The organism is Caulobacter rhizosphaerae (assembly GCF_010977555.1).
Taxonomy (GTDB): domain Bacteria; phylum Pseudomonadota; class Alphaproteobacteria; order Caulobacterales; family Caulobacteraceae; genus Caulobacter; species Caulobacter rhizosphaerae.
The window spans coordinates 5,200,508-5,213,984 of sequence record NZ_CP048815.1 but is presented as its reverse complement, the minus strand read 5'-3'; the positions used below and the strand labels follow the sequence as shown (position 1 = coordinate 5,213,984).

Below are 13,477 nucleotides of genomic sequence, written 5' to 3'. Positions count from 1 at the left end.
CGGACGGTCAGGAGTGACCGCTGGAGGCCAGGACCACCCCGACCAGCACGGCGGCGTAGTGCAGGCCGGCGCCGCCGATCACGTGACCGTGCCAGATCGCCCGCCGGAACTTCAGCCGCTTCATCAGGTAGAACACCGTACCGGTCGAATAGATCACGCCGCCAAGCGCGAGCAGCAGCAGGGCCGCCCACCCCATGCCGGCGATCATCGGCTTGATGGCCACCAGCACCAGCCAGCCCAGCGCCAGGTACAGCCCGACCCAGAAGCGCTTGTCGAGGCCCGGCAGGAACAGCTTGGCGGCGACGCCGACGCCGGCCACCGACCACACCGCCGTGGTCATGCCGATCGCCCACCAGCCATGCAGGTTCTGGGTGGTGAACGGGGTGTAGGAGGCGGCGATCATGATGAAGATGCCGGCGTGGTCGAAGCGGCGCAGCAGCGGCCGCCAGCGGGCCTTGGCGAAGTTGTAGGCGGTCGACAGCGACAGCATGGTGATCAGGCCGACGGTGTAGACGGCGATGGCCGCCACCTGGCTCAGCGAACCCAGGCCGAAGGCCAGGCCCAGCATGATGCCGCCGCCCAGCAGGGCGCAGGCCAGGCCGGCCAGGTGCACCACCAGGTCGGCGCACTTGGCGGCCGGCGTCGGATAGTGGGTGGCCGCGACCGTCGCCGGAACCTGCGCCGCGGGCGTGGTCGGGATGATGCTGGTCGTCTCGGTCATGGCCCCACTCTATGCGCGATCGGTGACATATAAACGCCGATCATCGTGGCTGGGATAGGGCCGCCGATGTTATTTCGCTCAGGTTTCGTTCAGGCCAGCAGGCCGTGGGCCCCGTCCCAGGCCAACTTGGCCCCGACCGCGATCAGCAGGACATAGATCACCCGGTAGAACCCCTCGGCGGGCACCCGGCGCACCAGCCAGACGCCGGCCCAGGTCGAGGCCAGGGCCAGGGGCAGCAGCACGGCCGCCGTGGTCAGCACCTGGGGCGTGAACTGGCCCAGGGCGACATAGGCCGGCACCTTCATCCAGTTGACGGTAGCGAAGAAGATGGCGCTGGTCCCGATGAACACGTCGCGCGGCAGGCGGCGGGGCAGGACATAGATCTGGAACGGCGGGCCGCCGGCGTGGGCCACCTGGCTGGTGAAGCCGGCGATCGCGCCGCACAGGGCGCCCAGCCCCAAGCCCATTAGGGGCCGATCCGGCCCGGCCTCGACCGCCTCGGCGGCCTTGACCGCCCGTTCGGCCCACAGGCGCTGCAGCGAGAAGGCGATCGAGATCACGCCGATCGACAGCTCGACCGCCGCCACCGACACCCGGGCCGCCAGCAGCCAGCCGACGAAGACGCCGACCGCGGCGGCCGGCAGCATCAGGACCAGCAGGCCCCTGTCCCAGGTCCTGCGGAAGGACCAGACGCTGACCACGTCCTGGGCCAGCAGGATCGGCAGGGTGATCGCCGCGGCCAGCACCGGCGAGATGACCAGCGCCATCAACGGCACCGCCACCACCCCGATCCCGGCGAACCCGCCCTTGGCCAGGCCCAGCAGGATCACGGCGGGGATGGCGACGGCGTAGAACAGCGGATCGGTCAGCATGGGAAGGGCTTAGCAGGATCGCGGGCGATTTCCCAAGACCTCGCCGGGGCTTTCGGCTTCCCCTTCCCGATCCGCGGCGAACGCGGCCTAGGTCTTCTTCTCGAAAGCCGCGCTGATATCGATGGTCGTCGCGTCGCTGACCACGGGGACCCACTTGCCGATCCCGAAGTCCGAGCGGTTGATCTGGCCCTGGGCTTTGAAGCCGATGGTGAAGACCTTGGTGAAGTGGTTGGGGCCCGCGCCGGTAAAGGTGGCGTCGAGCACGATCGGCCTGGTGACGCCGTGCAGGGTCAGGTCGCCGGCGATCTTGGCCGTCGTCGGTCCGGTGGGGGTCACCGAGGTCGAGACGAAATGCATCTGCGGATACTTCGCCGCGTCGAAGAAGGTCGAGGACAGGAACTGGGCGTCCAGGTCCTTGTTGGTCGTCGAGACGGTGGCGATCGGCACGGAGACGTCGAGCTTGGCGTCGCCGAGCGCCTTGGGATCGATCATCAGCGTCCCCTTGGCGCCGGGAAACGTGCCCCAGAACTCGCTGATGCCCATGTGGATCGTGCCGTAGCGGACCAGCGTCTCCTTGGAGTCCACCGTGTAGGTCCCCGCCTGCACGTCTTCGGGCTTGAAGGGCGACTGGGCGCGAGCCGGGCCGATGACGGCGGCGATCGCCAGGGCGGCCGCGAGGCCGGGCAGCATTCGGGTCATTCAGGAGTCTCCAGGGTTGGATGTGTGTTCGTCAAAAGCGCCGGCCGTGCGACACGGCGCCTGGACAGGGCGCCGACCGCCGTCGCGGAGTCCTGAACGGCCCTCTGAAAAGCTCTGAAAACTTCCGCCGAGGAGAATGGGCCGCCGCGATCTTCGCCCCTGGCCCTTGACGTCGCCCGCGTTCGCGAGACCTTCACAGCGCCCGCCTGCTGTCCTTGGGCCCGTTCAGATCCGGAGTTTTCGCAGAACCATGAGCCCTCTCTCCGGATCCGCCTTCCGCGTCGGGGCCTGGTCGGTCGATCCGAGGTCGGGACGGATCACCCGCGACAGCGAGAGCCTGCGCGTCGACGACCGATCCATGCGGCTCCTGGTCTGCCTGGCCGAGCACGCCGGGCGGACGGTCACCATCGACCAGCTTCTCGACGAGGTCTGGGCGGGCGCGGTGGTGTCCCAGGACTCCGTCTATCAGGCGATCACCTCGCTTCGCCGCCTGCTCGGCGACGATCGTAAGGCGCCGGCCTATATCGCCACCGTGCCGCGCCAGGGCTACCGCCTGGTGGCCTCCGTCGCGCCGGACGTCGACCCGGCGACCACCACGCCGTCGCCGCCGTCGCGTCGCCGGCTCGGGCTGGTCGCCGGCTGCGCCGCGGTCGTGGCGGTGGCGGTGGGATTGGTCGTCCTGGGCCGGGGAAACACCGCCGGCGCCCTCCGGTCGCCGTCGCCTGCCGTTTCGCGGCAGCAGCCTCGACAGGCCTTGGCCGTGCTGCCGTTCCTTGATCTCACCAGCCAGGCCATGAACGAGGAGTATGTCGCCGACGGTGTGACCGAGGAATTGGTCACCCGCCTGAGCGGCATGGACGGATGGCGGGTGAGCGCGCCCACCGACTCCTTCGCGCTGAAGGGCAAGACGATGACGGTGGCGCAGACGGCGACGGCGCTGGACGTCGATTATCTGGTCGATGGCAGCCTGCGCAGGTCCGGCGACACCCTGCGGATCTCGGCGCGCGTCGTGCGCGCGGCCGATGGTTCGGTGGTCTGGTCGCAGAGCTATGACCGCTCGTCGCGCGATCTCCTGCAGGTGCAGGACGAGATCGCCGGACAGGTGGCCGAGGCGCTGGGACGGTGCTGCCGGGGCCAGCCGCAGCCGTCGCGGGGTGGCGCGGCGCGGGCGGCCGTACCGTAGGTTTCCGCGTGGTCCTGTTGGCGCCTACCCCGCCGCCCCGCGGCTCTCCCAGCCCTCGACGAACGGGAACCGTTCGGCCCAGAAGTCCGCCAGCCGCGGATCGGCGTCCACTCGCCGGACCACCTGGCTCATCTTCGGCGCGACCTCGTAGAACCGCTTGCGCCGCGGCCCCCAGCGGCTGACCACGGCGACATAGAGGTCGAGCACGGTCAGGTCGTCGCCCAGCAAGTAGCGACCGGGATCGAGTTGGCCTTCCATCATCTCCCAACACGCGGCGATGCGCTCGGCGGTCGCGGCCTTGATCCGGGCCTGGACCTCGGGATCCGGCCCACCCAGGCGCGAGGGCTCGTCGCGCACCCAGAACAGCGAATAGATCGCCGCCGGCACGAACACCATCCAGCGCAGGAACTGGCCGCGCAGGGGCGCGTCCGGGGCCGGCGCCAGCCGCGCCTCGGGATGGCGGTCGGCCAGCCACAGCAGGATGGCGGCGCTCTCGGTGATCGTCTCGCCCTCGGGCGTGACCAGGGCGGGGATCTGGCGAAGCGGGTTGACGCCGGCCACCTTGGCCTGCTCGGCCTCGCCTTCCCAGGTCGGCGCCTCGACGATCTCATAGGGCAGGCCGATCAGCGTCATGGCCGCTTCGGCCGGCACGCCGCCCGATCCGACGGCGCTGAACAGGGTGAACGGCTTTTCCACAGGTAAGGCCCTATGTTGTGGATGCGACGCCTCGTCACACTACATCTGGTAGACAGGAGGGGCGTGCGTCTGGCTAAATGCTAACGTACGTTATCCTAGTTCGTTCGACCGATTCTCGCCGCAGTTCTCGCCCCAAGGGTTCCTCGATGTCCGCCAAGCTGATCACCACGCCCGGCCTGCTGACCCCCTCCGGCGCCTACAAGCCCTTCCGCTACCCGTGGGCCCACGAGTTCTGGAAGAAGCAGCAGCAGGTCCACTGGATGCCCGAGGAAGTGCCGCTGGGCGAGGACCTCAAGGACTGGGCCGTCAAGCTGAACGACAAGGAACGGAACCTGCTGACGCAGATCTTCCGCTTCTTCACCCAGTCCGACGTCGAGGTCGCCGACAACTACATGGAGCGCTACGGCCGGGTGTTCAAACCCACCGAAGTGAAGATGATGCTGTCGTCGTTCGCCAATATGGAGACCATCCATATCGCGGCCTACGCCCTGCTGCTGGAAACCATCGGCATGCCGGAGAGCGAGTTCGGCGCGTTCATGGAATACCAGGCCATGCGCGACAAACATGACTTCATGCAGAAGTTCGGCGTCGACTCCAACGCCGACATCGCCCGCACCCTGGCCATGTTCGGCGGCTTCACCGAGGGCCTGCAGCTGTTCGCCTCGTTCGCGATGCTGATGAACTTCCCGCGCTTCAACAAGATGAAGGGCATGGGCCAGATCGTCTCGTGGTCGATCCGCGACGAGAGCCTGCACTGCGAAGGCATCATCAAGCTGTACCACACGTTCAACAAGGAGACCGGGGCGGTTACCAAGGCCGTGGCCGACGACATCGTCGACTGCTGCAAGACCGTGGTCACCATGGAGGACGCCTTCATCGACCTGGCCTTCGAGCAGGGCGACGTGCAGGGCATGACCCCGGACGACATCAAGCAATATATCCGGTTCATCGCCGACTGGCGCCTGCGCCAGCTGGCCCTGCCGGAGGTCTATGGCGTGAAGGAAAACCCGTTGCCCTGGCTGCAGTCGCTGCTGTCGGGCGTGGAGCACGCCAACTTCTTCGAGGCCCGGGCCACTGAATATTCCAAGGCGGCCACCCGGGGCCAATGGCACGGCGCGGAAGGCGTGTGGTCGAGCTTCGACACCATGCTGCAGAAGCGCTCGGAGAACACCCTGCCGGCCGAATAAGACAGGCCAGAAGAAGCAGGGACAACGGGGATAACATGCCGCCGCCCTCGAAAGGGGGCGGCGTTTCTTTGTCTGGAGTTTGGTGATGACGCGGATAGCGGTGATCGGTCCGGGGGCGGTGGGCGGCGTGGTCGCCGCCTGGCTGGCCCAGAACCCCGGCTTGGCGGTCGAGGTCTGCGCGCGCACGGCCTTCGACCGGCTGGAGGTCGAGACCCCGGGCGGGCCGCTGACGGCCAGCCCGCGCGTGCTGACCGCGCCGGACCAGGCCTCACCGGTCGATTGGGCGATCGTCACGACCAAGACCTATGACGCGGCCGCGACCGGCGCCTGGCTGGCCCGCCTGGTCGGGCCGGGCACCCGCGTGGCGGTGCTGCAGAACGGCGTCGAGCACGTCGAGCGCTTCACGCCCTATGTTCCCGCCGAACGGATCACCCCCGCGGTGGTCGACATCCCGGCCGAGCGCAGCGCCCCCGGGCGGGTGCGCCAGCGGCGCGACGGCGTGATCCTGGTTCCGGACGGGGCGGCGGGCGAGGCTTTCGCGGCCCTGTTCGCCCACACGCCGATCGCCGTCTCGACCACGGCCGACTTCAGGACCGCCGCCTGGAGGAAGCTGGCCCTCAACTGCGCCGGCGCGGTCAACGCCCTGACCCTGAAGCCGGCGGGCGTGGCCCGGCGCGAGCCGGTCGCCGAGATCATGCGGGCCCTGGTCGGCGAATGCGTGGCGGTGGGCCGGGCCGAGGGGGCGGACCTGCCGTCCGACCTGCCCGAAAAGGTGGTCGAGGGCTATCGCGCGGGGCCGCCCGACGGGATCAACTCCCTGCACGCCGACCGCGCCGCGGGGCGGCCGATGGAACTGGACGCCCGCAACGGCGTGATCGTGCGGCTGGGCGCGCGACACGGGATCGCCACGCCGGTCAATGCGATGATGGTGGCGCTGCTGGAGACGGCGGCTACGTCTTGAGGAAGCCGCCCAACAGGTCGCCGACCGCGCCGCCCAGGCCCTCGGTCGGCAGCTGACCGCCGGGCGTCAGGCGATCGACCAGACCCGGCAGCAGTTCGGCCAGCTTGGCCGCGCCGACCTGCGGATCGACGCCCAACTTCTCGGCGAACTGGCCGATCGCGCCCGAGCCGAGCACGGCCTGGACCTGTTCGGCCGAGATCGGGTGGTTGGTCCCGTTGGAAACCCAGGACTGGGCGACCTCGCCAAGGCCGCCCTTCTGGAACGCCTCGACCAGGCCGCTGACGCCGCCCGCCGCGCCCTGGCTGGCGACGGTCTCGACCAGGCTCGAAAGGTCGCCGCCGCCCTGGCCGCCGACGGCGCCCATCAGATTATCCAGCAAGCTCATGCGACTCTCTTCGGCTGACAGGCGTCCGGAAGCGGGCGCCAGGGAAATCCAAGGTCCGACCGTGAGCGAGTCGCGACGACGCGCCTCTACGGCCGGTCCTTCTTCGGGATGGCCGCGATCTGTTCGGCCGAGAGCTTGGTGATCGACTTGGCCATGATCGGCATGGCGAAGCCGAAGCCGTCGGAGACCCGCAGGTCCAGGTCGAGCGGATTGCACACCGAATCGATGCCGCGGACCACCGACACCAGGTGCACGCCGGGCGAGGTCAGCTGACTGGTGCCGTGCGACAGCTCCACCTGGTAGACGTCGCGGTTGCGCACCCTCAGATACAGGGTGTCGCGATCGGGCGCGCTCCAGCCGTCCCAGTCCGATAGGTAGAAGCAGCTGCGAGCCGGCTTGGCGGCGGCGCCCTTGGCGTCGTCGAGCGGGGTGGCGGCCAGGGCCGGCGCGGAGGCGGCCAGGAGCGCCGTCGTCAGCAGGCCGGCCCGGATCATGGATTTGACGTTCATGGCGGTCTTCCTAACCGAGGTCCCTCGGGGGGAGAGATTGGTCTTCTCCCCTCCGAAGTCAATCGGTCGCGCTTGGCGGTTCAGGCCTTGGCGGCCTCGGCCGGCGGCTCCGGATCGTCCAGCTCGCCTTCCCACTTGGCGACCACGGCGGCGGCGACCGAATTGCCGACCACGTTGGTGGCGCTGCGGCCCATGTCCAGCAGGTGATCGACGCCCAGCACCAGGGCGATCCAGGCCTCGGGCAGGCCGAAATAGGTCAGCGTGGCCATGATCACCACCAGCGAGGCCCGCGGCACCCCGGCCATGCCCTTGGAGGTGACCATCAGCAGCAGCAGCATCGAGGCCTGCTGCTCCAGCGTCAGGTGGACGCCGTGCACCGACGTGATGAACAGGGTCGCGAAGGTGCAGTACATCATCGAGCCGTCGAGATTGAACGAGTAGCCCAGCGGCAGGACGAAGCTGACGATCTTGCGGCGCACGCCCAGGGTCGGCAGGCCGTCCAGCAGGCGCGGATAGGCCGCTTCCGAGCTGGCGGTCGAGAAGGCCAGCAGGGCGGGGGTGCGGATGAAGCCGAACAGCGGGATGGCCCGCTTGCCCAGGAAGAACAGGGCGGCCAGGAACAGCAGCAGCCACAACGTGCCCAGGCCCGCATAGAACGAGCCGATGAAGCGGGCGTAGACCCCCAGGATCGACAGGCCCTCCTTGGCCACGGTGTTGACCAGGGCGCCGAAGATGGCCAGCGGGGCCAGGGCCATCACGAAGCCGGTGACCTTCAGCATGATCGAGGCGGCCTGCTCGGTGACCTCCAGGACCGCCGGGGCCTTGTTGTCCAGGGTGGCGACGGCCGTGCCGACGAACACCGAGAAGACGACGATCTGCAGGATCTCGTTCTTGGCCATCGCCTCGAACAGCGAGGCGGGAATCAGGTGGTCGATGAAGCTCTTGACCGTGAAGGCGCCCACGGCCGATGGCGGCGCGCCGGCCTCGGCCACTTCCTTGAGCACCACGCCGTGGGCGGGGTCCAGCAGGTGGAACATGCCGATGCCGATCAGCAGCGACAGGATCGAGGCGACCAGGAACCAGCCGATCGCCTTGACCCCCACGCGGCCGACCGCGGCGGCGTCCTCCATGTGGGCGATGCCGGCCACCAGCGTCGTGAACACCAGCGGCGCGATGATCATCTTGATCAGGCGCAGGAAGATGTAGGGCAGCAGCGAGGCCAGGTCGGCCGCCTTCTTGGTCCCGTCCGCATCCAGGTACTGGTTGCAGGCCCAGCCGACCAGGACCCCGAGGATCATGGCGGCGACGATCAGGAAGGCGAAACGTCTGTTCATAAGGTCCCCTCGGGCGCCGGACGGTCTTCTTGCGGACGGACGCTGTCGACGCCACGGATCTGTACGTTGTCACCCGACGTCCGGACCAGGCGCGAGGTCGCTCCCGCCATCATCCGCCCCACGTCTGGGCATTTCATCCCTTGTGGCCGACGAAATCGGCTTCGTCCATGCCCCAGAGCCCGTGAGGAGCCCTCTTGCGGCCTTAGCCTAGAAAAGGCGGCGGAACGCTGATATAGGGCGCCATGTCAAACCAAGAAAAAGCAATCGCCGCGGTCGAGCGGCTCAATCAAGAATACGAACGCGCCGTCGACGCCCTGCGGACCGCGCTTCGCGCCTACCTCGAAAACGGAACCCGGCCCGACCCGCACGCGCGGTTCGACGGCACGTTCGCCTATCCCGAGCTGCGGCTGATCTACGATCCCGAGGCCCTGCCGCCCAAGCTGGCGCGCTCCTACGCCCGGGTCAGCCGGCCCGGCGTCTACGCCACGACCATCACCAAGCCCAACCAGTTCCGCGACTACCTGGTCGAGCAGCTGACCCTGCTGATGAACGACTTCCACGTCGAGATCGAGATCGACCGGTCCAGCCAGGAGATCCCCTATCCCTACGTGCTGGACGCCAGCATCGACCTGAACCAGGCCGACGTCCGCAGCGAGGACATCGCCCGCTTCTTCCCGACCACCGACCTGGCCTTCATCGGCGACGAGATCGCCGACGGGGTGTGGAACCCGGCCATGGAGGAGAACCGGCCGCTGGCCCTGTTCGACGGCCTGCGCACCGATTTCTCGCTGGCCCGGCTGAAGCACTACACCGGCGCCCCGGCCGAGGACGTGCAGCAGTTCATCCTGTTCACGAACTACAACCGCTATGTCGACGAGTTCGTCCGCTGGGGCATCGAGCAGCTGCAGCAGCCGGACAGCCCCTACACGGCCCTGTCGTGCGCGGGCGGGCTGACGATCACCGCCAACACCGCCAATCCCGAACTGGCGGTGGCCGAGTCGACCTGGCGCAAGCACCAGATGCCGGCCTACCACCTGATGGCCGCCGGCGGCCGGGGCATCACCCTGGTCAATATCGGGGTGGGCCCGTCCAACGCCAAGACCATCTGCGACCACCTGGCGGTGCTGCGCCCGCAGGCCTGGCTGATGATCGGCCACTGCGGCGGCCTGCGCGACACCCAGACCATCGGCGACTACGTGCTGGCCCACGCCTATCTGCGTGACGACCACGTGCTGGACGCCGTGCTGCCGCCCGAGATCCCGGTGCCGTCGATCGCCGAGGTCCAGCGCGCCCTCTACGACGCCTCCAAGGCGATCAGCGGCGACTCCGGCGATCAGCTCAAGAAACGCCTGCGGACGGGCACGGTGGTCACCACCGACGACCGCAACTGGGAACTGCGCCACAGCCTGTCGGCCCTGCGCTTCAACCAGAGCCGGGCCGTGGCCATCGACATGGAAAGCGCCACCATCGCCGCCCAAGGCTACCGCTTCCGGGTGCCGTACGGGACGCTGTTGTGCGTGTCGGACAAACCGCTGCACGGCGAGATCAAGCTGCCCGGCCAGGCCAACGCCTTCTACGAGCGGGCGATCAGCCAGCACCTGCAGATCGGCATCCTGACCTGCAAGCTGCTGCTGGAGGAAGGCCCGAACCTGCACTCGCGCAAACTGCGCGCCTTCGACGAGCCGCCGTTCCGGTGAAGCCGCCAAACTAGATCCTCCCCCACAGGGGGAGGTTTTATTGGGTCGCCTTCAGAAACCCCACGATCGTCTCCGCCAGGGCCGGCTCCATCACCGCGCTCAGGTGGTCGCCCGGGACCCGGACGGCCCGGGCGTCGGCCATCATGGCCGCCAGCGCCTCGACCGAGCCGTTGTCGTCGTCGCGCTGCCCGGCCACCACCAGGGTCGGGACGTCGATCGCCGCGATCGCCTCGGCCGAGGTCGCCGCGAACGAGGCCAGCACGCCCAGCATGGCCTCGGGCTTGAGACCGCCGGCCGCCATCATAGCCTGCACCCGCCGGCCGGCCCGGGGATCGCGCGCGGCCTCGCCGTGCCGGATGGCGTCCTCGAACATCGCCGCCCGCGCCCCGGCCTCCATCAGTCCGCGCTCGCCCATGCCGGCCAGGACCAGCTTGCTCGGCCGCGCTCCACGCGTCAGCATCCGCACCGCCGTGCGCGCGCCCAGCGAATAGCCGACCAGGTCGTAGTCGCTCAGATGCAGGTGGGCGACCAGGGCCTCCTGGTCCCGAGCCAGCACGTCGGGCGGCCAGGCGGCGGGGTCGGAGGGGGCGTCCGAGCGGCCGTGGCCGCGCAGGTCGGGCGCGATCACCCGCCGTCGCGTGGCCGCCACGGCGGCGGCGATCCCGGGCAGGAACCAGTTGCTCTCGGCGCCGGCCAGGAAGCCGTGCAGCAGCAGCGTCGGCCAGCCCGCCGGATCGCCCAGCGTGCGGTAGCCGATCGAGACGCCGTCGAAGCTCTGGAAGCGGTGCAGGTCGGTCATCGCCTCAGCTTGGCCCTGTCGCTCCACCCCGTCCAGCGTCTCGCTTTCGTCGCCGGCCGGCGCTAACAAGCGGGCCATGACCCGTCATATCGTTCTGCAAGGCGTCGAGAACTTCCGCGATTTCGGCGACTACGCCGCCGGGGCGGGCCGGTTGAAGACGGGCCTGCTGTTCCGCGCCGCGCACCAGGCCGAAGCCACCGACGAGGACCTGGTCGCCATGGCGGGCCTGAACCTCCGTACGGTCGTCGACCTGCGCCGGCCCAACGAGCGCCAGCGCGACCCGTCGCGGCGCTGGGCGGGTTTCGCCGCCGAGGTGATCGACAACGACCTGGGCGTGACCGGCGAGGATCCCTGGCGCGCCTTCCTGCGGCAATCGGACCTGTCGGTGGCCTCGATCCGCGACTACCTGGTCGACTACTACCGCCGCGCGCCGTTCGCCGTGCGGCACCTGGACCTGTTCCGCCGCTACTTCCAGGCCCTGGCCGCGGCGCGCGGCCCGGTGCTGATCCACTGCGCGGCGGGCAAGGACCGCACCGGCCTGCTGGCCGCCCTGACCCACCACGTGGCCGGGGTGGCCGACGACGACCTGGTCGACGACTATCTGCTGACCAATGACGAGGCGCGCTTCGCCCGCCGCGGGCCGGTATTCGCCGACCTGCTGGAGGCCGAGCTGGGCCGCCGGCCGTCGGACGCGGCCGTACGCGCCGCCATGGGCGTCGAGGCCGACTACCTGGCCGCGGCGATCGCCGAGATGAAGGCCCGCCACGGCTCGCTGGACAGCTATCTGGAGCAGGCGGTCGGGCTGGACGCGCAAGGCCGCGAGGCGGTGCGGGCGCATATCCTGCTCTGACGGAGAAAGAAGAGCCGGCGAACAGGCGTGACAAACGCCCGTTTCAAAGTCACGCTCCACCCAAGTCGCCGCGCCAGACGGCGACCCTGTGAACAGGGTGGAACAGCATGAGTGAGGTCTCGGCCGCCGCGGCGGTTCCGGCAGGGGGCGAGCCCGTCGCCCCGTTGAAGTCGGGCCTGCCGCGCGGCGCCCTCGCCTGGATCCTGCAGCAGGGCGCGCGCGACCCCTATGTGATCCTGATCACCATCTACATCTTCTCGCCCTACTTCTCGCGGGTGCTGGTCGGCGATCCCGTCAAGGGCCAAGCCCTGGTGGCCAACATCTCGACGATCTACGGCGTGCTGACCGCCCTGACCGCGCCGCTGCTGGGGGCGATGATCGAGCAGTACGGGCCGCGCAAGCCGATGCTGGGGCTGGTGACCGCGATCATGGTCCCGGCCCTGGTCGCCCTGTGGTGGGCCATGCCGGCCGGCGGCCTGCCGCTGATGGCGACCAGCGGCCTGCTGATCGTGCTGGGCGTGGCCTATAACTGGGGCGACGTGATCAGCAATTCGCTGCTGGGTCGCGCGGCGGGCGAGGTTCCGGGTCGCGCCGCCCTGATCTCGGGCCTGGGCTATGCGCTGGCCAACGGCCTGTCGGTGGCCCTGCTGGTCTTCATGCTGTGGGGCATGGTGCTGCCGGGCCAGGTGGACTGGCCGGGCGTGCCGCACGCCTCGATTTTCGGGCTCGACGCCAGCCAGAACGAGCCCAGCCGGATCTCGGGTCCGATGTCGGGCGCGATCCTGCTGCTGGGCGCGATCCCGTTCTTCCTGTGGACCCCCGACGCGGCCCGCACGGGCCGTAGCTGGATGGCCAGCCTGCGGGCGGGGATCGCGCTGCTGCGCGACATCTTCGGCGACCTGAAGGGCCACCGCGACATCGCCGTCTTCCTGGGCGGACGCCTGCTCTACAACGACGGCATGACCGCCCTCCTGGTGTTCGGCGGGCTGCTGGCGGCCGGACTGATGAAGTGGGGCGCGCTGGAGATGCTGGCCTACGGCATAGCGCTGAGCGTCTTCGGGGTGGTCGGCGGCCTGGTCGCGCCCTGGTTCGATCGCACGCTGGGGCCGCGCAAGGCCGTGCAGCTGGAGATCGCCGGCTCGCTGGCGGTGCTGGTCGCCACCCTGGGCATGGGCCGCGACAAGATCCTCTATCTCTGGTCCTACGACCCGGCGGCCCACGCGCCGGTCTGGAACGGGCCGCTGTTTCGCACGGCGCCGGAGCTGATCTATCTGGGCCTGGGCCTGCTGATCGCGGTGTTCGTCACCGCCCAGTACGCCTCCAGCCGCACCCTGCTGATCCGCCTGTGCCCGCCGGACAAGACGGCGGCGTTCTTCGGGCTGTACGCCCTGTCGGGCACGGCGACGATGTGGCTGGGCTCGCTGCTGGTGGCCCTGGCCACGGCGGTGTTCAAGAGCCAGGTCGGCGGCTTCCTACCGGTCGCGGCCCTGCTGTTGATGGGCTTTTGCGTGCTGTTCCTGGTCAAGGGCGGCGAACGGGAGGCCTGACCTCGCGTGCGAAGTCGTAGCTTCGGGACGCGCGGGG

At 69.3% G+C, this 13,477-nt stretch carries 14 protein-coding genes; 6 read left to right on the top strand and 8 right to left on the bottom strand.

Annotation, left to right across the window (positions count from 1 at the left end; all coding sequences use genetic code 11):
• Nucleotides 1-7: 7 nt before the first annotated feature.
• The 3 genes from trhA to G3M57_RS23870 form a co-directional block, all read right to left on the bottom strand.
• The gene (gene trhA, locus G3M57_RS23880; protein WP_056757421.1) at nt 8-721 is read right to left on the bottom strand and encodes a PAQR family membrane homeostasis protein TrhA; all 714 of its coding nucleotides are present in this window, start codon (nt 719-721) and stop codon (nt 8-10) included.
• 89 nt (nt 722-810) lie between these two features.
• Entirely contained in the window at nt 811-1,593 is a 783-nt protein-coding gene (locus G3M57_RS23875; RefSeq protein WP_163233308.1) for a sulfite exporter TauE/SafE family protein, read from the bottom strand.
• A gap of 87 nt (nt 1,594-1,680) precedes the next feature.
• Nucleotides 1,681-2,292: a YceI family protein gene (locus G3M57_RS23870; RefSeq protein WP_163233307.1), complete on the bottom strand. Its 612-nt coding sequence runs from the start codon at nt 2,290-2,292 to the stop codon at nt 1,681-1,683.
• Between the two features lie 250 nt (nt 2,293-2,542).
• Between G3M57_RS23870 and G3M57_RS23865 the strand changes: the two genes are divergently transcribed.
• On the top strand, nt 2,543-3,475 hold the full coding sequence (locus tag G3M57_RS23865) for a winged helix-turn-helix domain-containing protein (RefSeq protein WP_163233306.1): 933 nt from the start codon (nt 2,543-2,545) through the stop codon (nt 3,473-3,475).
• A 24-nt stretch (nt 3,476-3,499) separates the two neighbouring features.
• On the opposite strand, the gene G3M57_RS23860 is transcribed toward G3M57_RS23865, so the two are convergent.
• On the bottom strand, nt 3,500-4,171 hold the full coding sequence (locus G3M57_RS23860; protein WP_163233305.1) for a glutathione S-transferase family protein: 672 nt from the start codon (nt 4,169-4,171) through the stop codon (nt 3,500-3,502).
• Nucleotides 4,172-4,317: 146 nt separating this feature from the next.
• Between G3M57_RS23860 and G3M57_RS23855 the strand changes: the two genes are divergently transcribed.
• Both G3M57_RS23855 and G3M57_RS23850 read left to right on the top strand, forming a co-directional pair.
• Complete coding sequence (locus tag G3M57_RS23855; protein ID WP_056760683.1) at nt 4,318-5,358, top strand: ribonucleotide-diphosphate reductase subunit beta; 1,041 nt, start codon at nt 4,318-4,320, stop codon at nt 5,356-5,358.
• A gap of 85 nt (nt 5,359-5,443) precedes the next feature.
• Nucleotides 5,444-6,319: a 2-dehydropantoate 2-reductase gene (locus G3M57_RS23850; RefSeq protein ID WP_163233304.1), complete on the top strand. Its 876-nt coding sequence runs from the start codon at nt 5,444-5,446 to the stop codon at nt 6,317-6,319.
• Here the strand turns inward: G3M57_RS23850 and G3M57_RS23845 are convergent.
• From G3M57_RS23845 to G3M57_RS23835, 3 genes are all read right to left on the bottom strand, one after another.
• The gene (locus G3M57_RS23845; protein WP_163233303.1) at nt 6,309-6,704 is read right to left on the bottom strand and encodes a YidB family protein; all 396 of its coding nucleotides are present in this window, start codon (nt 6,702-6,704) and stop codon (nt 6,309-6,311) included. The two genes, G3M57_RS23850 and G3M57_RS23845, sit on opposite strands and share 11 nt — an antisense overlap.
• 86 nt (nt 6,705-6,790) lie before the next feature.
• Nucleotides 6,791-7,213: a DUF6491 family protein gene (locus G3M57_RS23840; RefSeq protein ID WP_163233302.1), complete on the bottom strand. Its 423-nt coding sequence runs from the start codon at nt 7,211-7,213 to the stop codon at nt 6,791-6,793.
• Between the two features lie 80 nt (nt 7,214-7,293).
• On the bottom strand, nt 7,294-8,547 hold the full coding sequence (locus tag G3M57_RS23835; protein ID WP_056760693.1) for a dicarboxylate/amino acid:cation symporter: 1,254 nt from the start codon (nt 8,545-8,547) through the stop codon (nt 7,294-7,296).
• A 242-nt stretch (nt 8,548-8,789) separates the two neighbouring features.
• Here G3M57_RS23835 and G3M57_RS23830 point away from each other — a divergent pair, with 242 nt between their 5' ends.
• Nucleotides 8,790-10,244 carry an AMP nucleosidase gene (locus G3M57_RS23830; protein ID WP_163233301.1) on the top strand — a complete coding sequence of 485 codons (1,455 nt, stop codon included), beginning with the start codon at nt 8,790-8,792 and terminating at the stop codon, nt 10,242-10,244.
• A 37-nt stretch (nt 10,245-10,281) separates the two neighbouring features.
• Here G3M57_RS23830 and G3M57_RS23825 read toward each other — a convergent pair whose 3' ends face one another.
• Nucleotides 10,282-11,121, bottom strand: coding sequence for an alpha/beta fold hydrolase (locus G3M57_RS23825; RefSeq protein ID WP_230983753.1), 840 nt, complete (start codon nt 11,119-11,121; stop codon nt 10,282-10,284).
• Here G3M57_RS23825 and G3M57_RS23820 point away from each other — a divergent pair.
• Nucleotides 11,120-11,893: a tyrosine-protein phosphatase gene (locus tag G3M57_RS23820; protein WP_163233300.1), complete on the top strand. Its 774-nt coding sequence runs from the start codon at nt 11,120-11,122 to the stop codon at nt 11,891-11,893. The two genes, G3M57_RS23825 and G3M57_RS23820, sit on opposite strands and share 2 nt — an antisense overlap.
• A gap of 107 nt (nt 11,894-12,000) precedes the next feature.
• Nucleotides 12,001-13,440, top strand: a complete 1,440-nt coding sequence (locus G3M57_RS23815) for an MFS transporter (RefSeq protein ID WP_163233299.1) — start codon at nt 12,001-12,003, stop codon at nt 13,438-13,440.
• The last annotated feature ends 37 nt before the right edge of the window (nt 13,441-13,477 follow it).